The organism is Nocardiopsis alba DSM 43377 (assembly GCF_000341225.1).
In the GTDB taxonomy this organism is placed as follows: domain Bacteria; phylum Actinomycetota; class Actinomycetes; order Streptosporangiales; family Streptosporangiaceae; genus Nocardiopsis; species Nocardiopsis alba.
This window is the reverse complement of record NZ_ANAC01000035.1, coordinates 13,255-32,943: the sequence shown is the minus strand read 5'-3', so window position 1 is coordinate 32,943 and position 19,689 is coordinate 13,255. Positions and strand designations below refer to the sequence as shown.

Below are 19,689 nucleotides of genomic sequence, written 5' to 3'. Positions count from 1 at the left end.
GTGCGACTCTGGTCCTCAACCGGCGATGGAAATGATCTTCGTTGAGAAAACCTCAGTGGAGTAAAGTTCCACGTAATGGGTCCAGAGGTGGTGCTTCAGAGAGTGTATGATGTTGTTTTCGCTGATATCAAGGGTCCGTTCAATGGCTACGGATTCGCGTACGCCTACGAGGGGTGCAGGTTGGATATGCTGATGTGGAATATCGAAAACAATCACCGCCCTGAATTCGGATTCACTCCCGCGTTCGCTTATATCTCGTAAGAGTGAGTGTTCGTGAGGCCCCTCCGGCGGGGGAGGGTTCGAGAACGACCGGTGGAGCCTGACCGAAGCGCGGTGGGTTCTGGGCCTCCCCGGGATGTCGAGTGCGGCGGTCCGCGCAGACCTGGCCCCACCGGTCGCCCATCCAGAACCAGAGGTCGTCCCTCGGCCGTGTTGCGGGTCTGGGTGGCAGGCGCCGGCGATGAGGCCCCGGCCCCGTATCCGGCGTTGCACCGGGGTGGCTCCACCAGGGCAGGGCGGAGCCACCCCGGCACACGGTGAGGACACACGTCGGCCGTAGCTCGGGGAGGCCGATGGCACTGCCGCTGCTGTCCCGGCACGGTCGTGCCCATCGAAGGGCGGTCGCTCAGAACGTCCTTGCCGTCCCCGCTGTCCGCTCTGTCGGGCTCATCGCTCCTCACGTCCGCGTCGCTTCGTAACGGCCGGCCCCGACCTCGGGGTTTTCTTAGGGTGTTCCGTACCGGATCGGGATCCGGGGGTTCCCTCACCGGGGAAGACCTTCAGTGACTTCACGTGGTGGGGCTCCGAGGCCGCACGACCGGCTCCGCGCGGACCGCCGGAAGGCGGGAGGCCTCATGGCAGGGATGGTCACGGGTATCCCGACCGGCACGCCCGGCGCGAACCTCTCCTCCCCGCCCTCCGCACGGTCGTTCCGCCGCCGGTCGGAAACCGTGCGGAACACGGCGGTCGCGGAGCTCTTCCCGGTAGCCCGCTCCCGCACGGCTCCCTTCTCCCCCCCCCCATTGCCCCTCCCGGCAACGCCCCGGAGCCGCGCCCGACCTCGGCGCGGGATCCGTGTTCGCTCCGACGCGCTCGTGCCCGTGTGTCTCGGAGTGCGGACATCGAAGAAGGTCGCGTTCGACGAACGATCCCGGAGAAGAACCATGCTCAACGCACTCGCGCAGGTCCTACCGTTCGCATTGGGACTCATCGCCGCGCCGCTGCCGATCGTGGCCGTCATCCTGCTGCTCATGGCCAAGGGCGGCCGGGGCAAGGCCCTGGTGTTCGTCCTCGCCTGGGCGGTCGTGATCCTCGTGCTCTCCCTCGTGGTGGCGCTCATAGCGGGGGCTGGCGACACCACCGGCTCCGGGGAGTCCCCGACCTGGGTGGGCTGGGTACAGCTGCTGCTGGGCCTGCTGTTGCTGCTGTTGGCGGTCAAGAGCTTGCGTGAACGCCTCGGACGCCCAGAGGGCGGGTCACCCGAGCCTCCCGCCTGGCTGACCGCCATCGACTCCATGAACACCGGCAAGGTCGTGGGACTGGCGCTGCTGCTGGCCGGGGCCAACCCCAAGAGCCTGGCGATGATCCTGGGTGGCGGCGCGGCCATCGCCGCCTTCGGACTCCAACCGGGCGGGAGCGCCGTGGCCGCCCTGTTCTTCGCGGTGCTGGGCAGCCTGGGCCTGCTCGTGCCGCTCCTCGCCGTCACGGTGTCGGGGGAGCGAGGCACGCGTACCCTGGAGAAGGCGCACACGTGGCTGATCGCCAACAACGACACCGTCACCATGACCGTGCTGTTCGTCTTCGGCGGTGTCTTCGCCGCGAAGGGACTCGGTACCCTGCTCGGCTGAGAACAGAGGCGGCGGAACCGTGGCGCGGGCGCGTCGGGAACGTGACACCGAGGGGCGGGCACTGGGCCTGTTCGAGCGGACCGGGAATGATCACCGGCCGGAGTGACCGTTTTCGGCCGAACCGACCCACAACACCGGCCATTAGGGGACAATCGCCCCCATGGGACGTAAGAAGATCTGGGCGTCGGCCTTGGGTACGGTCGCGCTGGTGCTCGCCGGGTTCTGGGCGATCCCCCGGCTCTTCCCCGACCTGGACTGGGGGTTGAACGAGCTCAACCAGGTCGCGGGTATCGCGTCTCTCGCGGTGGCCGCGGCGGCTCTGGTCATGACCGTGTGGACGTCGCGCTCGGACGCACCCTCGCACGACGGTGGCGAAGACGCCGAAGGTGACTCGATCGAGATGGATCGGGTGCGGGCACAGGGGTCGGTCACGGGTAAGGCCGGCCCTGAGACGGCGTCCTCCGGAGACCGGATCCGCATGCGCGGTATCCGGGCCGGTAAGGACGTGGTCGGCAAGAAGACCACACAGGCGCGCCGCAGGCCGCCCCGGTGAGCGGCGAGGACACCTTCTCCCAGGTGCCCACGACCCATATCGACATGCGGTGGATCGTCGCCGGTGGCGACGTCATCGGGCAGGTGGTGAACCTGCCCCGACCACTGCCAACCGCCCTGTTCTCCCTGCCCCCGCCCCCGACCAGGCTGGTGGGGCGTATTGCGGACCTGGAAGCGCTGCTCGGTGAACTGGCCCCGGCCTCCGAAGACGGCACGCGCACCGATCTTCCCCAGGGGGAGAACGCCTCCTCGGGCGTGGTGGTCTCGGCTCTGGCGGGGATGGGCGGGGTCGGTAAGACCGCCCTGGCCCTGGCCGCCGGAGCGATCGCCCACCACAAGGGGTGGTTCTGCGCCGAGCTGTTCGTGGATCTACGCGGTTACACCCCGGGGTCCGAACCCCTGTCCGCGCACGCGGCCTTGGATGTGCTGTTGCGCCAGATGGGGGTGGACCCGGAGGACATTCCCGTGGGGGAGACGGAGCGGTCCTCCTTCTACCGTTCCGCGCTGGCCGCTCTCGCGAGGGCCGATGACCAGGGGCGTCCGGTTCTGGTGGTGGCGGACAACGCCAATACCGCCGCTCAAGTGAGGCCCCTCCTGCCCGGGCCGGGCGGACACAAGCTGGTGGCGACCAGCCGCGGGGGCCTGCACTCCCTGGCCGGGGCCCGTCACGTGGACCTGGACGTCCTCGATCTCGACGGGGCCCTCACGCTGTTGGCCGCCGAGCTGACCTCGCACACCCCCGAAGACCCGCGCGCCGAGGACGAGGCGGGGCTGGGCCGCCTGACCGAGCTGTGCGGACGCCTGCCATTGGCGTTGGAGATCGCCGCCGCCTACCTCAAGCGCAACCCCCGCCTGACCCCGGACCGGATGGCGGACCGGCTGGAGAAGGCCGCGTCGCGAGTCGACAAGCTCGCCGACCCCGATCGTAGGGTCGGGAAGGAGCGGGCGCTACGGGCGATCTTCGACACCTCCCTGGAGCACCTGGACCGGGGCGAGGCCGAGGTGTTCCTGCTCGTGGCCTCCACCCCGGGCCCTACCCTGAGCACGGCCTCGGCCGCTGTCTTGACCGACCTGCCCTTCGAGGAGGTCGAAGAGGTACTGGAGGAGCTGGCTGCCGCGCACCTGCTCACCCAGCCGGCCCCCGGGCGATGGGGGGTCCACGACCTGCTCGCGGACTACGCCCGCCACCACCCCGACCCGCCCGCCGAACGAGACCGGGCACTGGGGCGGCTTCTGGATTACTACACTGCCGTCACCGCTGCTGCGGACAGCCACCTGTGGGCCCTGCCGGGGGAACCGACTTTTGACTTTTTCCCCGACCGGAGTGCGGCGCTTGAATGGTTGGATAGCGAGCGCGCCGTCCTGGTGGCCGCGGTCTTGGCTGCTCCCGATTTCGAACACACCGAAGCTGCCATCGCTTTGCCCTTGTACCTGAGTCGGTACATGGACCGAGGGCGACACTTCGAAGACTGGGAAAAGGTTTCACGCTCTGCCCAAATTACCGCCTTAGCCCTCGGTGACCAGGCCAAGGAAGCGTCAGCGTGGAACAACCTTGGATTGGCGCTGCGAGAGACCTGGCAGTTCAATGAGGCAATCGATGCCTACACCCGCGCCCGCAAAGCTTTCCACGCTACGGGGGACGCCCGTAAAGAAGCGATGGTGTGGAACAACCTCGGCAACGTGCTGCGTCAGGTGAGCAGGTTCGAGGAGGCGGTTGAGGCCCACATTCGCGCACGTGACTTTCACCAGCAAGCGGGTGACGTCCAGAAAGGAGCTACGGCGTGGAACAACCTTGGCGCCTCCCTGCAAGCGGTAAACCGGTTCGAGGAGGCAGTCGAGGCTCACGCCTACGCACGTGATTGTTACCAACAACTGGGTGATACTCACGGAGAAGCGCAGACATGGAACAACCTCGGCGGAGCCCTGCAGCGGTTGTATCGATTCGAGGAAGCGGTTAAAGCTCACGCTCGCGCACGCGACCTATATCAGCAGATCGGTGATGCTCACGGCCAAGCGGGGGCGTTGAACAACATAGGTGCAGTTCACCAAAGGGTGTGTCAGTTTACGAAAGCGATCGACGCCTATGTGCTCGCATGTAAGGTATTCCACTCTGTGGGTGATGTTCAGAAAGAAGCGGGCACGTGGAATAATATTGGTGCATCCTTGCATGAGATGCGCCGATTTCCTGAAGCGATCAAGGCTTATGCTCGAGCGCTTGGCCTATATGGGAAGATCGGTGATGCCAGTCATCAGAAAATGGCGTGGAAGAATATCCAACTAGCAATTAGTGGCGACGGTCAGCCGGTTAATAATGTGAGGCGGGTGGTTGATCTGTTCGAGGCTTCTGGGAGCGAGGGCTGGGTAGATATATTCCGAGAATTGCTTGCGCGGATCCAGCAAGAGCCCGGCACGGATGAGCCGACCTGACGGGAGGTTACTGTCCCCAGATCCGACTCCGCCACCTGTTTCCACCTCGGCTACCGCCGGGTCTTGGGACGGCCTTCGCGAGAACCGGCATCCAGTGAAAAGACTTCTCCTCTCCGAGGTGGAACAACGTGATGCCGATGAACGGCGAGTGGCTTCTCCACAATCGCCGCTTTCGAACCTTCTTCCTCGGCTCCCTCGTATCACTGGCGGGACGATCGATGACGCCGGTGGCGCTGGCCTTCGGCGTACTACAGAAAGACGGCGGACAGCAGGCTCTGGGATACGTCCTGGCGGCACAGATGGTCCCGCTGATCCTCTTGACCCTGGTCGGAGGGGCCGTGGCCGACCGGTTCGACCGAGGCCGGGTTCTGCGGTGGTCCAACGCCACGACCGGCCTGACCCAGTTGTGCACGGCCGCCCTGCTGTTCGGTCCCGCTCCGGTCTACGCGATCGTGCCCGTGGCCGTGCTCAACGGCGTCGCCGGCGCCTTCACGACCCCCGCGCTTCGCGGGGTGCTGCCCGAGATCGTGCCTGCGGACCGACTGACGCGGGCCAACTCGCTGCTGAAGACCGCCCGGAACGGCGCGCAGATCGGAGGGCCCGTGGTGGCGGGGCTCCTGGTCGCTGCTTCCAGCGGCAGTCTGGCCCTGGCGATCGACGGCGCGGCCTTCCTGTTCGCCGCGTGGATGATGGGGCGGCTCGACCTCGGCCCACCGAGACCCGCCGAAGAGCGCTCCTCCCTCCTGCGGGACCTGAAGGAGGGCTGGTCGTACTTTTCGAGCACCACGTGGATCTGGACGGTCACGACCGCGTTCCTGCTGATGAACGTTCTACAGACCGGCATCTGGCAGATACTCGGCCCCATCCTCGCCTCCGATTCGATCGGAGCTTCAGGGTGGGGGATCGTCCTCGGCGCCAAAGCCGTCGGCCTGGTCGTGGCGAGTGTGTACCTCGTCCGCTTCGCCGGTCGGCGAAGGGTCGCCTCGGCGCTGGCCGTCATGAGCCTGGCGGGCCTTCCGCTGTTCGCGCTCGGAATCACGCAGGAGCTGCCGCTTCTGGCCGGTGCAGCCTTCGTCGGGGGACTGGCCGCCGCCTACTGCGGAATCGTGTGGGACACGGCGCTACAGACCCACGTGCCCAACGCGATGCTCTCTCGTGTGGCGGCCTACGACGATCTGGGCGCGTATATCGGGATCCCGCTGGCTCAAATGACGGCGGTCATCGTCGGTGCCATGGTCGGCTACCAGACCGCCGCGGCCGTGGGCGGGGTTCTCTTCGCAGTGGCCGCACTCCTCCCCTTGGTCAGTCGATCCGTCCGCCACAGGTAGCCGCTGCTCTGGCGGATCCCAAGTGCTCGATGGTCGGTTGCACATAGGGCCGCGCCGGTCACCATCGGTACGGTGACCGGCACGGGCCTGTCTCTTACTCCGTGGCGCTGCCTCACATGAGGCGCCACAGGCAGCGGGGCTAACGGCCGCTTCCGTGCTCCGGCACCTCGGTTCGGAGGTTCTCGCCTTCGATGTCCACGTTGGGCAGCACGCGCTCCATCCACCGGGGAAGCCACCAGGCGGCCTTGCCGAAGAGCGCCATCACGGCCGGCACGAGGGTCATCCTGACCAGGAAGGCGTCCACCAGGACACCGATCGTCAGGGCGAAGGCCACCGGCTGGATCGTGGTGTTGTCGCTGAAGACGAACGACGCGAACACCGAGATCATGATGACGGCCGCGGACACCACCACGCGGGCGCTGGACCGGAAGCCGGTGACGACGGCCCGCCTCGCGTCGCTCCCGTGCACGAAGTCCTCGCGCATCCGGCTGACCAGGAAGACCTCGTAGTCCATGGCCAGACCGAACAGGGTGCCGATGAGCACGATGGGCAGGAACGACAGCAGGGTGTCGGTCGGTGTGACCCCCAGCAGATCACTGCCGTAGCCCCACTGGAACACCGCGACGGTCGCGCCGAGGGCCGCGCCCATGCTCAGCACGAAGCCGAGGGCGGCCTTGATCGGCACGAGAACGGAGCGGAAGACCAGCATCAGCAGGACCAGGGCCAGACCCACCACGACCGAGAGGAAGAGCGGCATGGCCTCGGCGATGCGCTCCGAGGTGTCGATGCTGGTCGCGGTGGCTCCGGTGACGGTGATCGTGGAGTCGGTGTCGGACTCCCAGTCCTGGCGCGCGTCACGGATGTCGTGCAGCAGGCCCTCGGTCGCCTCCGCGGAGGGGCCCTCATCGGGGACCACCACGATCATGGCCGTGTCCTCGGCGTCGTTGTGGACGGGCGGCTGCACGGCCGTCACGCCGTCGAGCCCTTCCAGGTCCTCCCGAACCCGGTCGGCGGCACCGGTGTCGTCGGACTCCACCACGACCAGCAGTGACGCGTTGTAGCCCTCGCCGAACTTGTCGGTGACGGTGTCGTAGGCCTGGTGCTGGGTGCTCTCGGGAGCGCTGGACTTGTCGGTGGGCAGCCCCAGCCTCATGTCCTGGAGCGGGAGCAGGGCCAAGCCCAGCACGATCAGCACGGAGAGCGTGGTGATCAGCGGGCGTCGTGTGACGGCGGCGGCCCAACGTGAGCCCAGAGTCGACTCGGCGGTCAGGGCCCGTTCGGCGCGAGCGCCCAGACCGGGGATACGACCGGAGCCCACCTTCGTGCCGAGCAGACCCAGGACGGCGGGCAGCAGCGTGATGGCCACCAGGACCGAGAAGGTCACGGTCATGGCCGCGGCCATACCCATGACCGTCAGGAACGGGATCCGGACGATGGCCAGGCCGAGCAGGGCGATCACCACCGTGACCCCGGCGAAGACGACGGCGCTTCCGGCCGTGCCGATGGCCCGGCCGGTGGACTCCTCCGGGTCCATGCCCTCCAGGATCTGGTGACGGTGGCGGGCGAGGATGAACAGGCTGTAGTCGATGCCCACGGCCAGCCCGAGCATCAGCGCCAGCAGCGGGGCGGTACTGGTCAGGTTCAGGACCTGAGAGAGCGCGTAGAGCAGGGCCATACCCGCGCCGGAACCGGCCAGCGCCATCAGGATGGGGATGCCCGCCGCCACCACGGCGCCGAAGTTGAGGGCCAACACGACCAGGGCGATCAGCAGGCCCACGCCCTCTCCGCCGTGGATGCCGGAGACCTCGGCCACGGAGATGGACTGGCCGCTGAAGTCCACGGTCAGGCCGGCCTGTTCGGCCTCGGTGCCGCTGTCGAGCAGGGCGTCCACCGTCTCCGGCGCGACGCTGCCGTCGGGCTCGGTGAACTGGACGGCGAGCAGGGCCGTGGTCTCGTCCTCGGAGAACAGGGGGATCTCCTGTTTGACCCGGTCGTCGATCTCCTCGACGGCCTCCTGGGGCAGGTCGTCGTCGGCGATGCGGCGGTCGACCTCTTCTTCGACCTGCGGGCGGACCGTGTCCTCGTCGAAGGCGGGCGCCTGGGCGGCGACCTGTTCGCGCGCCTGCTCCTCGGCCTGTTCCAGGGCCTGCTCTCGGCCGGGGGCGCCTTCGGGGTACTGCGTCTCGACGACGGCCCGTGCCTGTTCGACCGCGTCGTCCTCCGCGGACGACAGCTCGGAGTCGTAGTCCGCGCGGGCCTGCTCCATACCCGACTCCACCAGGGTGGAGCGCAGCTCATCGCTGTGCAGGGCCTCGTCGTAGCCCTCTTCGTAGAGCTCGAAGGGATCGGTGACCGACTCCACCCCGTCGATGCCCTCGATCTCCCGAGCGGTGTCGCGTACCGCCTGCTCGTAGGCCTGTGAGGTGACGCTTTCGTCGTCGGGAGCGGTCAGGACCACGGTGGCCTGGCCGCCGCTGCGTTCGGGGAAGCGCTCCTGGAGCTTGTCCACCGTCTCCTGGGACTCGGTCCCGGGGATGGAGAAGGAGTCGGTCACCGGCACGCGGAAGGTGACCGCCGCCGTGGCCAGAAGGGCAACGAGCGCGACCCAGGCCAGAAGGACCGGCCAACGGTGTCGGTAGGAGAACTTTCCCAGGTGATAGAGGAGTGTCGCCATCGTCTCGTCTTCTGTGGGAGGGCGTCATCGGGATCCGGGCTCCGCGCCCGATCCACATTCTGATGATTTCATCAGTTATGACTCATTGCTCAGGCGAGACTATACGAGGTGCCTCGCGAGAATCCCAAGCTCGGGTGTGTGTCCTCTCTCGCTTTGTCCGGTTCCCTGCGTCACCTCGCGGTTCGTATGCCCTGGCTGTGCGCCTTTGCGAAGGTCGAGTGGGGTGCGGTCACGAGTTCATGGGGGAGTGGGTGAAGAAGGACACCCGATTCTGAGGAAATCCTCAACTCTGATGGAAGGTAGGGTGGCTGGGCCGGACGAGTCAGAGAGTGAGAGTCGACCCATGCCCGCTACTCCCGAAACAGCGCCGAACCGCACCGCACGGCGCAAGGCGCGCACCCGCGCCGCCCTGGTGCGCGCGGCCCAGGGGTTCATCGCGGAGGGCAGGCCCCACGCGCCGATCCTGGAGATCACCCAGGCCGCCGACGTGGGCATGGGCTCCTTCTACAACCACTTCGAGAGCCGCGAGGAACTCATGCGGGTCGCCTCGGAGGAGGCCTTCGAAGCACACGGGCGACTCTTGGACGAGCTGACCCTCGGCATCGATGACCCGGCGGAGATCTTCGCCCAGAACTTCCGGCTCACCGGACGTATCCACCGCAGGGAACCGGAGCTGAGCCGCGTCCTCCTGGACTACGGCCTCCAGCTGATCGACATCGAGATCGGCCTGGCCCCCCGAGCCCTGCGCGCTATCAAGGCAGGGGCCGACGCGGGACGCTTCACCGTCGCCGACCCCGAGCTGTCCCTGACGATCGTGGCCGGGGCGACGCTGGTCCTGGGCAACCTCCTGCACGAACACCCCGAACGCGACGACGCCGAGGCCACCGACCAGGTGGCCGAGGACCTCCTGCGCATGCTGGGTATGGCGCCGGAGGAGGCGCACGAGCTCGCCCACCGGCCGCTGCCGGAACTCACCACCATCGCCTGGCAGGAAGCCGACCTCTGAGGCGTGGCGGCCGGGGCGGGTCGTGTCCACATGGCCGCGGCCCTGGCCCGAGGTGAAGTAAGGGGCCGCCGCGGTGGGTGCGAAGGTCCGATCACTTCCGTAGAGCACGACCTTTGGGTGGAGAACCCCGGACAGGGTGAGTAACGCAGCCTGTCCGGCTCGGCGCTTCGGTCGGACCCACCCATCTGCCTCGTTCGGGTGAAGCCTTCGGTGCGGGATCACCTCGCCGGGGAGCTCCACGCCGATGAGGAAGTCCTCCGTGCGGCCTTGCGGTGGAGCCTCTTCCGGATCCTCCGCAGGCGCTTCCGCACCGGCACAGGCGTGACGACCACCTCGCCCGATCCGTCCTCCGGTTCGGTGATGAGCATCCATTCGTGCTCGGTGGTGGAGCCGGCCGCCTGGGAGACCGGGAGATGGAGGAAGAAGTAGCCGCCCCGCGCCTGCGCGCCGAACAGCGTCGTCGAGGAGATGGGCTTCGAAGCCGACGGTGGCAACCCTGAGAGACGGAGCCACTGCTCGAACGCCGCGTGGATCCTCGCCGCCCGCCGGTCGTCCAACCGGTGATCGAGGGCGATGTACGTCGCCCATGTCGCTTCGCCATCGTCGTGGTCCACAGAAGCGCGATGGATCGAGTGCGCGACGCCGTGCTCGAAGATCCGCTCGTTCCCGACCCGCAGGTCTCGGAGAACGCTCAGCCGCAGGAGCAGCACGCCGATGGCGATGAGCAGCCAGGCCCCGACACCGATCCAGGCGAGCCATGGCACCCAGGCCGGCCAGGAGTCGTGGTGCTCGCCGTTGATGGTGATGTTCCAGCCGGTACCGGTGGGGTCGGTGATCGTCTGATGGAGCAGGAACATGAGGGCGAGGACCGGAAGCAGCACCCAGAACACGGGGGCGTGAACGAGCACCGTGCGACGGAGGTCTTCGCTGCCGGCCCACATCGAGACCTCAGCGACCGACTCCGGCCGGGGCACGTCGGTTGGGCGTGTGAGCCCGGGGGATCCGGCGGTCGTGGTGTGCTCCCACACCTTCGCGGGATCGTCGTGCCCGGTCGCGGGTGCCTCGTCGGCCTGCATGGTGCTCCCTTCCCGAACCGGGTGGGAGCGTCACGTGGAGTGTTGCTGTCGATGCCCGAACGGTCGGCACCGCGTGGTGTCGATCGACCGGACGGGGTCGCGTGACGGCCCCGGTATGAGCCCGCCATCCTTCCATGGGGCTTCTCCCGATCACAGAGGCGTATACGGCATTGAGATCCAGGGTGTCTATCGAGCTTCCCGGCAGCGGACAGGGTCCTTGCGGGCCTCCCGGCGGAATCGACCCTGCTCCTCGTGCACGCGGGGATGACCCGAACTCCACGTTCGGTCGACCGTTGAGCTCCTCCTGAACCTCGGGCGGGAACGAACGGTCGCCGAGAGCGCGGACGTGAACGCGTCGGTGGCGGCCGTGGCCAGTGCCTCGCCGAGTTCGCCCGGTAGTTCTCGTGCGTAGAGCAGCGCTCCGGCGAGGGTCTCCTGCGCGGCTTCGAGCACTCCGCCGGGCAGCCCCGCCGGGGCGGTGTCGGCGAGGTCCGTGCGGTAGAAGCCGAGCAGGACCGAGCCGAGGATGGCGGTGCCGAACGCGGCGCCGAGCTCGTAGGCGGTCTCGCTGACCGCGGCGGCCTGGCCGGACTGTTCGGGGCGCACCGAGCTCATGATGAGGTCGTTCGTCCACTCGCTGAGACACCCCCCGACACACTTACCGACGCACCGTCGGTATATTTACCGACGGTGCGTCGGCAAGCGACGTACTCGTATGCCTACGAAGAGGTCCGACATGTTTCTAGCCGTGCGCGAACTATGGTTCGCGCGTTCCCGCTTCGGGCTGATGGGAGGAGTCGTCGCCCTGATCGCGGTACTGATGGTGCTGTTGTCGGGGCTGTCCTCGGGGCTCGTGGAGGACGGGGTCTCGGGCCTACAGCGCCTTCCCGTCCACGGTCTGGCCTTCGACGAGGAGACCGAGGTCGGTTCCGCCTTCTCCCGGAGCCGTGTGAACGAGGAACAGCTCCAGGAGTGGCGTGACCGGCCGGGCGTGGAGGAGGCCGCCTTCTTCGGCAACCTGCTCGTCAACGCCCGTAGCGACAAGGACGTGCCCATCGACCTGGCCCTCTTCGGAGTGGAGGAGGACTCCTTCCTCGCCCCGGAGACCGCCGAGGGCGAAGGGCTGGGGCGACGCGATGGCCTGGTCGTCTCCCAGAGCGCCATCGAGGACGGCGTCGCCATCGGCGATGTCCTGACGGTGGACCGCTTGGGCACCGAACTGGAGATCGTCGGGGCCCTGGAGGACAAGCACACCTACGGTCACGTCGACGTCGCCTACCTGCCATTGGAGACGTGGCAGGAGATCTACGCCGGTATCACCCCGGAGCAGGAGGCCGACCCCGCCGTCTACACCGAGGCGACCGCCGTGGCCCTGCGCGCCGAACCGGACGCGCGGATCGATCACTCGACGGGTGACGACGAGGCCGGGACGATGAGCCTGCCCTTGGAGGAGACCTTCGCCGCCTCTCCCGGGTACAGCGCGGAGACCTCGACCCTGAACCTGATCAAGGCCTTCCTGTACGCGATCTCCGCGCTGGTCGTCGGTGCCTTCTTCACCGTCTGGACGATCCAGCGCAAACACGAGCTGGCCGTCCTTCGCGCGATGGGCGCCTCCACCGGCTACCTCGTGCGCGACGGGCTCGGACAGGCCCTCGTCATCCTCGCCGTGTTCTGCGGCCTCGGGCTCGGCGTGGGCGTGGGGGCCGGATCGCTGATCACCGGTTCGGGTGTGCCCTTCCTCTTGGAGGGGACCTCGGTCGCTCTGGCGGTGGTCCTGCTGATCGTCCTGGGGCTGTTGGGCGCGATGGCCGCCATCGTCCGCGTTTCCTCGATCGACCCTCTGGCTGCCCTGGGAGGACAGCGATGACCATCACGGCCGCGTCCAACGCGGAATCCACCGACGAGAACACCGAAGGACTCCTTTTCGAAGGCGTCACCCTGCGCCTGGGCGATGGGGACGCCACGGTCACGGCCCTGGACGACGTCTCCATCTCCGTCCGTCCCGGAGAGCTGGTCGCGGTGGTCGGCCCCTCGGGCGCCGGCAAGTCCAGCCTGCTCGCCGTCGCCGGTGCCCTGACGGTGCCCGACTCCGGCGTCGTCCGTGCCGGTGGACGGGACATCACCGGTCTCTCCCGGCGCGCCCGGGCACGTTTCCGTCGGGACCACATCGGCTTCGTGTTCCAGTCGGGCAACCTGCTCGGCGCTCTCACCGCCACCGATCAACTGCGCATGATGACCCATCTGGGTCGAGGGGGCCGCGGGCACGACCCTCAGCGGCTCCTGGAGGAGGTCGGTATGGCCGACAAGGCCGACCGGAGGCCGCACCAACTCTCCGGAGGAGAGCGTCAGCGGGTCGGGATCGCCCGTGCCCTGATGGGTGAGCCCACGGTCCTGCTCGTGGACGAACCGACGGCGGCGCTGGACCGGGCCCGCAGTCACGAGATCGTCCGGCTGCTCGCGCGGGAGACTCGACGTTCCGATGTGGCTACGATGATGGTCACCCACGACCACGACGTTCTGGAGTACTGCGACCGGACGGTCCAGATGACGGACGGTCGCCTATCGGAATGAGCATGGAGGGGCTCTTGCCTCGGATCACAGCGGCCACGCTCGCTGATCACCAGGCCAATCAGCGCCGGGCCGTGCTCGACGCGGCGCGAGAGATCCTCGCGGAGGTCGGTGGCGACGCCCTGTCCCTGAGCAGGGTCGCGGCCCGTGTCGGTCTGGCCCGCTCCAGCCTCTACCAGTACTTCGACTCCCGCCAGGGCCTGCTCGACGCACTGGTCGAGGACCTGTTCCCTCGCTGGTCGCGCATGGTGGCGGGAGAGATGGGCAAGGAGGAGTCTCCGGCTCTGCGGGTCCTCGCCTACGCCAAGGCCAATCTGCGTCTGGTGGCCGACGGAGAGCACGTGGTGGCCGGAGCGCTCGCCGCCGCCTCTCCCGGTGCCGAGTTCGCCGAGCGTAGCCGTGTGATGCACGAACAGCTCGCGGCTCCTCTGACCGAGGCGCTGGAGGCTCTGGGGGTCCCGGACCCGCAGGCCACGGCGGAGCTGGTCAACGCGGTGGTCCACAAGGCATCGCGCATGATCGAGACCGGAACCGCGGAGGCGGAGGCCTCGGCCAGGGTCGAGGAGATTCTCCGTCCCTTCCTCCTGGAGCAGGAGAACCGGCACTCCTCCTGAGCGGGCCGTCCTTGAGTCCCTCCCCGACGACTTCGTGAGCGGTCGCGTTCCTCCCGCACGTGGGGGACCCCTGCGCCCCTCACCCACGACCAACGTTCCTTTCGCCGACGACCGCTGACCGCGGGCCTATGACCGCGGGTCGGTCCCGCCGTCGGTGAGTCCACCCTGCCCGGCCGAGCGCGGCCGACCGCCGGCATCGGCGTGCGTCGAGCATGCCCTCACCGGCCCCGTCGAGGTTCCGGGACACGCACCGTACTCCCGGTCACCCGACTTCGAGCCGCGCCGTGCCCTCGACCCCTGAGAAGGAAGAAGTGAACATCGAGATCTCCGATCGGCTCGCACAGAGCATGGCCTCGATCAGCGACACCCTGATCATCACCATGGTGGTGACGTACGCCGTCGGCCTCCTCCTCTTCGCGCTGGAGGCCGCCTTCGGCCGCCGCACCGAGATCGCGGAGAGCCGGCGCTGGAGACGGAGGGCGTACCGAACGGAAGAAGGCCCTCCCTCGGAGGTGATCACCACCGAACGCGCCGCGCGAAGGACCACCGCGCCCAGGAACACGCTGGGACGCATCGCCCTGTTCGTCACCGGGGCGGGCTTCCTGTTCAGCCTGGCGCAGGTGATCACCCGAGGGCTCGCCGCCGGCCGTTGGCCCTGGGGCAACATGTTCGAGTTCATCGTCACCCTGTGCCTGGTGGCGGTCGGCTCGCTGCTGTACGCCTCCTGGAGGTATCGCGCCCGTTTCCTCGGGGTGTTCGTACTGGTACCGGTGTTGATCCTGCTCGGTATCGGTGTGCGCTGGCTTTACGTCGACCCCGGGCCGCTCATCCCCGCGCTCCAGTCCTACTGGGTGCCGATCCACGTCCTCGCGGTGAACATCGCGGGTGGGGCCTCCATGGTCTCGGGGGCCGCCGGTATCACCTATCTGGTCTCGCACCGGGCCGAGGCCAAGCGGGCCCTGGGGGAGAAGGTCGCCGGTATCGCGGGCCGTCTGCCCAGCCCCGAGCTGCTGGACCGCATCTCGCACCGCTTCATCCTCTTCGCGTTCCCGCTGTGGACCTTCGGCATCATCGCCGGATCCATCTGGGCCGACGAGGCCTGGGGCCGCTTCTGGGGCTGGGACCCCAAGGAGGTCTGGTCCTTCATCTCCTGGGTCATCTACGCCGCCTACCTGCACGCCCGCGCCACCGGCGGCTGGCGTGGACCCAAGGCGACCTGGATCAACGTGATCGGCTTCCTCACGGTCATGTTCAACTTCTTCGCCGTGAACTACATGTTCAGCGGCCTGCACTCCTACGCCTGAGGAGACCGGGAGGGCCTCGCGTCGCGGGAAGGCGTGTCCGTGACGCGAGGTCCTTCCTCGCGATGAGGAGAAGGAATGGCCTCTCGTCTTCTCGCCCGGTGTCACCGTCCCGACGTGGCGGTGACACCGGATCGGGAGAGGTCGTCCGTGATCCCGCTCCGGAGCGCGTCATCGTTCCCAGGCGGAGCGGCGCAGCAGGCGCGCGCCGTTGAGCGCGACCAGCACCGTGGACCCTTCGTGTCCGGCCACCGCGAGAGCGAGCGGCAGTGTTCCGACCAGGTCCCAGACGACCAGGGCGGCTATCACGGTCCCGGCGATCGCCAGGTTGGCGATCACGTACCGGCGCGCTCTGCGGGACAGACGCACCAGGTGGGGAACCGCGCCGAGCTCGTCGCGGACGATGATCACATCGGCCGTGTCGAGGGCCAGGTCCGAACCCCTGCGGCCCATCGCCACCCCGGTGGACGCCGCGGCCAGAGCGGGGGCGTCGTTGATACCGTCACCGACCACCATCACCCGCTCTCCGCGGGCCTCAAGGTCGGTGACCACGGCGACCTTGTCCTGGGGGAGCAGAGAGTGATACACCGTGCCCATTCCGGTGCGCCCGGCCACTTCGGCGGAGGCGGAGGCGTTGTCACCGGTCAGCAGCACCGCCGGTGCTCCGATCGTCTCGACCACGGCCTCGACCGCCGCGGGGGCGTCGGGACGCAGCCGGTCCACCAGCGTGATCTCTCCGGCGGTGTCCTGGTCGACGCGGACGTGGACCAGGGTGCCGGTGGCGGTCGAGGCCGCGTCGGCGCGTTCGACCGTGACCACGCGTCCCTGCACCCGACCGGTGACACCACGCCCGGGCAACGCTCGAAATTCACTCGCCTCGGGGACCGGCAGTCCGCGTTCGCCCGCCTGGCCGACGATCGCCCGACCGAGTGGGTGTTCGCTGTAGTGCTCCACCGCGGCCGCCAGGGCCAGCACCTCGTCTTCGTCGCGTCCACCGGCGGGAGCGACGGCGATGACCTCGGGGGCGCCCTCGGTGAGGGTGCCGGTCTTGTCGTAGGCGACCAGGGTGGTGCGGCCCAGGGCCTCCATCACGGTCGCGGACTTGATCAGGACGCCGTGGCGGCCGGCGTTGGCGATGGAGGCCAGCAGCGGCGGCATAGTGGACAGCACCACGGCGCAGGGGGAGGCCACGATCATGAAGACGATCGCGCGCGGCAGTGCCTCTTCGAAGGTGTGGGTGAAGAACATCATCGGTACGGTCAGCACCAGCAGGATGGCGATGACCACGCCGAAGGAGTAGGTCTGTTCGACCTTCTCGATGAACAGCTGCGTTCCGGCCTTGGTCTCGGAGGCCTCCTCGACCAGGGCCACGATGCGGGCGATCACCGACTCGGAGGCCGGGTGGGTGATGCGGACGGTCAGGGTGCCGGTTCCGTTGACGGTGCCGGAGAGGACCTCATCGCCCACCTCGCGCACGACGGGTACGGACTCGCCGGTGATGGCCTGTTGGTCGACCTCGCTGGTGCCGTCGATGACGATGCCGTCGCCGCCGACGCGCTCGCCGGGACGGACGAGGACACGGTGTCCGGGTTCCAACTCGTGGCTGGAGACGGTACGGGTGGCGCCGTCCTCCTCTACCAGGGTGGCCTGTTCCGGGGCCAGGTTCAGCAGGGAATCGACCGAGTCGGCGGTGCGCCGGGTGACGATGACCTCTAGGGCGCCTGAGGTCGCGAAGATGACGATGAGCAGGGCGCCGTCGAAGATCTGACCGATCGAGGCGGCGGCCAGGGCGGCGACGATCATCAGCAGGTCGACATCGAGGGTCTTCTCGCGGAGGGCGCGCAGCCCGGCCAGGGCCGGCTCCCAGCCGCCGGTGGCGTAACAGGCCAGGTAGAGGGTCCACCACAGTGGTGCGGGAGCTCCGGCGAGCTGGAATGACCAGCCCAGTAGGAACAGGGCCAGGGCGGCCAGGGCCCAGCGCACCTCGGGCGGCTTCAGGGCGGTGGAGAAGATCGATGGTGGCCGTGGCAGGGGCCGCTCTCGCACGATGGGCGGCGTGGCCGTCCGTGTCATTCGTCTTCCCCGGAGGTGTCGTCGGTGGAGCGGGCGGGGCAGGTGGGGGTGGTGCCCCGACGCGCTTCCGGGTCCACACCCGCACGGTGGTGGGCGGGGGAGTCGTCCAGGGCGTGCTCCGCCTGGAAGACCGCCTGGGCCACCAGTTCGCGGGCATGCTCGTCTTGGAGGCGGTAGAAGACCCGGGTGCCGTCCTGGCGGGTGGCCACGATCCTGCCCCAGCGCAGCTTGGCCAGGTGCTGGGAGACGGTCGTCGGCGATTTGCCGATGGCTTCGGCGAGTTCGTTGACCGAATGTTCGGCCTCACGCAGGGCCAGGATGATCCTGATCCTGGTGGGGTCGGCCAACAGGCGGAAGACCTCCGCGGCCAGGTCGACGTAGGGGCTGTCCGGGCCGAAGCTGCAAACCTTCTTACCTTCACGCATGCGAAGATAATAGGATCACTTTCCTTCTCAGGGCAAGACGAGCCCCGACGAACCGTGGTGAGCCGGTCCAATGGAGGCGCGGGGACGGGAGAGGTCTCGCCCAAGGTCCGGCCCATCGGAAGAACGCCGAGGTCTTTCGTGACGGTGCCGCCTGGTTCTGGCCGTGGGAGGCCGCTCTTATCGGCGAGGTCGGACCGCTCTCAGGCGCGGGCGGGTTCCTTTCCGGACGATATGGGTAGGCATCGCCAGGTCCGGGGTTCGGCGTGCGGGGCCTCGGCGGTGATCGGCACGCTATGGGGAGGTCTCGTTGTTCGACCTGATCATCAGGGTCACCGGAGTGGCCGTCGGACTGGGCGCCGTGCTGCTCGCCCACAGGAACCAGCGGGCGGAGACGGAACTCACCGCACGTGCGCGGTCGGGCGAGCTGAACCGATTGCAGGCGGGCGAGGCCCTGCTGGGGTCGCTGTACAGGTCACGGATCATCGGGCTCCTCCTCACCACGGCCATCGCCGGGCTGCTCGCCGCCGTGCTGATCCGGGCCGCCGTGACGGGCGAGTGGGGCGCCATGACGATGTACTACCTGGTCTTGTCGGGTCTGCTCCTCGCGTGGACGGGTATCGGCCACGGCCGGACCGCCACGCGGATCACACAGACCAAGGCGGAGGTCTCCGCCCTCACACGAGCCGCCGAACGTCGCCGGATGCCGCCGGACCCGCCGGGGTAGGTGCGGCGCGTTCACCAGGATCCGCCATGGTCCGTCCGGCCGCGGGGGTGCCTCTAGGTCTTTCGGTAAGACGCTCATGTCGGTTTCGGGCCGGGTTCGGGGGCGCTGCGCTCAGTTGCGGGGCAGCGCCTCGGCCACGATGGTCTGGGAGGGGTCGATGTCGGTCCGCCCGTCCTCGATGTCCCACAGTGTGTTCTGCAACAGCCGGGCCAGGGTCCAGCCGGCCGCGCGCCGACGGTCCAGTCCGAGCGCTTCGGTCAGCAGGTCGAAGCGGCGCCGCACCACCCGGGGAGCGTTCCCGGTGGCGTGGAGCCTCTCCCAGCCGGTGTCCAGCGCGGGCCACAGATCGAAGCCCGGGTCACCGATGAGGGGTTCGGGGTCGATGACCAGCCACGGCTCGCGCTCGGCGGCGAGCACGTTGTCGTAGTGCAGGTCCCAGTGCAGCATCCGGTCGCCGGGCTCCTCGACCAGTTCGGTGACGGCCGAGGCCCAGCCGTGCAGCCGCCGTCGGTCCTCGGGGTCCGGCAGGGCGGCGAGGGCGGCCGGCACGGACGCCAGCATGTCGCGCGCGAGGTCACCGCGAGGTCGCGCAGGCCCTCGGGAGCCGGGACGGAGTGCAGCCGGGTCATGAGTCCGGCCAGGGTGGTCATGGCCACGTCGTCGTCCTCGACGGAAGCCAGGGTGCGTGAGCCGTCCAAGCGCTCCAGCAGCATGGCGCCGCTCTCGGGGTCGTGGTCGAGCAATCGCACGATGCCGTCGCCGTTCCATGCCCGCAGCCCGATCAGCGCGGCGGTCGTCTCCTCGCGGGGCATCTGGAGTTTGAGGGCGGCGCGGGTGCCGTCCGTGCGGCGCACCGGCACTACCAGTGAGGCTTCGCCGGACCTGATGCCGCCGTCGCGCTCCAACTCCCATCGGTCGAGCAGTTCCGCCACCAGCGCGGGCAGCCGGGTGACCCAGGCCCGTTCCTCCTCACCGCCGTTCCTCGTGTACGACGCGACCAGGGCGTCAGGGACTTCGATACCCTGCGGCGAACTCATGGGGGTGCCCTTCGGGGAGTGGGTTTTCCCGCCGTGA

The 19,689-nt window shown here is 68.4% G+C and carries 15 protein-coding genes and 1 pseudogene; 10 read left to right on the top strand and 6 right to left on the bottom strand.

Annotation, left to right across the window (positions count from 1 at the left end; all coding sequences use genetic code 11):
* Positions 1–1,163 precede the first annotated feature (1,163 nt).
* From D451_RS0125545 to D451_RS0125530, 4 genes are all read left to right on the top strand, one after another.
* Positions 1,164–1,847 (top strand): GAP family protein, encoded by a 684-nt coding sequence (locus D451_RS0125545; protein WP_017536531.1) that lies wholly within the window; start codon positions 1,164–1,166, stop codon positions 1,845–1,847.
* A gap of 160 nt (positions 1,848–2,007) precedes the next feature.
* Positions 2,008–2,400 carry a hypothetical protein gene (locus D451_RS0125540; RefSeq protein ID WP_017536530.1) on the top strand — a complete coding sequence of 131 codons (393 nt, stop codon included), beginning with the start codon at positions 2,008–2,010 and terminating at the stop codon, positions 2,398–2,400.
* The gene (locus D451_RS0125535; protein WP_017536529.1) at positions 2,397–4,826 is read left to right on the top strand and encodes a tetratricopeptide repeat protein; all 2,430 of its coding nucleotides are present in this window, start codon (positions 2,397–2,399) and stop codon (positions 4,824–4,826) included. The genes D451_RS0125540 and D451_RS0125535 overlap by 4 nt, the downstream gene beginning before the upstream one ends.
* 131 nt (positions 4,827–4,957) lie before the next feature.
* Positions 4,958–6,154 (top strand): MFS transporter, encoded by a 1,197-nt coding sequence (locus D451_RS0125530; RefSeq protein ID WP_017536528.1) that lies wholly within the window; start codon positions 4,958–4,960, stop codon positions 6,152–6,154.
* Positions 6,155–6,293: 139 nt separating this feature from the next.
* Here D451_RS0125530 and D451_RS0125525 read toward each other — a convergent pair whose 3' ends face one another.
* On the bottom strand, positions 6,294–8,828 hold the full coding sequence (locus D451_RS0125525; RefSeq protein ID WP_017536527.1) for an MMPL family transporter: 2,535 nt from the start codon (positions 8,826–8,828) through the stop codon (positions 6,294–6,296).
* Positions 8,829–9,171: 343 nt separating this feature from the next.
* Here D451_RS0125525 and D451_RS0125520 point away from each other — a divergent pair, with 343 nt between their 5' ends.
* Positions 9,172–9,834 carry a TetR/AcrR family transcriptional regulator gene (locus D451_RS0125520; RefSeq protein WP_026125372.1) on the top strand — a complete coding sequence of 221 codons (663 nt, stop codon included), beginning with the start codon at positions 9,172–9,174 and terminating at the stop codon, positions 9,832–9,834.
* A 218-nt stretch (positions 9,835–10,052) separates the two neighbouring features.
* Here the strand turns inward: D451_RS0125520 and D451_RS0125515 are convergent, their stop codons facing one another.
* Together D451_RS0125515 and D451_RS0125510 are read right to left on the bottom strand one after the other, a co-directional pair.
* Positions 10,053–10,910 carry a hypothetical protein gene (locus D451_RS0125515; protein WP_017536525.1) on the bottom strand — a complete coding sequence of 286 codons (858 nt, stop codon included), beginning with the start codon at positions 10,908–10,910 and terminating at the stop codon, positions 10,053–10,055.
* A gap of 186 nt (positions 10,911–11,096) precedes the next feature.
* A complete protein-coding gene (locus tag D451_RS0125510) occupies positions 11,097–11,525 on the bottom strand; it encodes a hypothetical protein (RefSeq protein WP_017536524.1) in 429 nt (142 codons plus the stop codon).
* 121 nt (positions 11,526–11,646) lie between these two features.
* Here D451_RS0125510 and D451_RS0125505 point away from each other — a divergent pair, with 121 nt between their 5' ends.
* The 4 genes from D451_RS0125505 (at position 11,647) to ccsB (ending at position 15,396) form a co-directional block, all read left to right on the top strand.
* Positions 11,647–12,777 carry an ABC transporter permease gene (locus D451_RS0125505; RefSeq protein ID WP_026125370.1) on the top strand — a complete coding sequence of 377 codons (1,131 nt, stop codon included), beginning with the start codon at positions 11,647–11,649 and terminating at the stop codon, positions 12,775–12,777.
* A complete protein-coding gene (locus tag D451_RS0125500) occupies positions 12,774–13,481 on the top strand; it encodes an ABC transporter ATP-binding protein (RefSeq protein ID WP_017536522.1) in 708 nt (235 codons plus the stop codon). The genes D451_RS0125505 and D451_RS0125500 overlap by 4 nt, the downstream gene beginning before the upstream one ends.
* A 14-nt stretch (positions 13,482–13,495) precedes the next feature.
* On the top strand, positions 13,496–14,092 hold the full coding sequence (locus tag D451_RS0125495; protein ID WP_036568761.1) for a TetR/AcrR family transcriptional regulator: 597 nt from the start codon (positions 13,496–13,498) through the stop codon (positions 14,090–14,092).
* A 347-nt stretch (positions 14,093–14,439) separates the two neighbouring features.
* Positions 14,440–15,396, top strand: coding sequence for a c-type cytochrome biogenesis protein CcsB (ccsB, locus tag D451_RS0125490; protein ID WP_051067499.1), 957 nt, complete (start codon positions 14,440–14,442; stop codon positions 15,394–15,396).
* Between the two features lie 168 nt (positions 15,397–15,564).
* Here ccsB and D451_RS0125485 read toward each other — a convergent pair whose 3' ends face one another.
* Positions 15,565–17,466, bottom strand: a complete 1,902-nt coding sequence (locus D451_RS0125485; RefSeq protein ID WP_017536519.1) for a heavy metal translocating P-type ATPase — start codon at positions 17,464–17,466, stop codon at positions 15,565–15,567.
* Positions 17,463–17,891: an ArsR/SmtB family transcription factor gene (locus tag D451_RS26915; RefSeq protein ID WP_017536518.1), complete on the bottom strand. Its 429-nt coding sequence runs from the start codon at positions 17,889–17,891 to the stop codon at positions 17,463–17,465. Before D451_RS26915 ends, D451_RS0125485 begins: the two co-directional genes overlap by 4 nt.
* A 307-nt stretch (positions 17,892–18,198) precedes the next feature.
* On the opposite strand from D451_RS26915, the gene D451_RS0125475 reads away from it, so the two are divergent.
* Positions 18,199–18,615: a hypothetical protein gene (locus tag D451_RS0125475; protein WP_017536517.1), complete on the top strand. Its 417-nt coding sequence runs from the start codon at positions 18,199–18,201 to the stop codon at positions 18,613–18,615.
* Between the two features lie 111 nt (positions 18,616–18,726).
* On the opposite strand, the pseudogene D451_RS26910 reads toward D451_RS0125475, so the two are convergent.
* Positions 18,727–19,652 (bottom strand): annotated as a pseudogene (locus D451_RS26910) (aminoglycoside phosphotransferase family protein).
* Positions 19,653–19,689 lie beyond the last annotated feature (37 nt).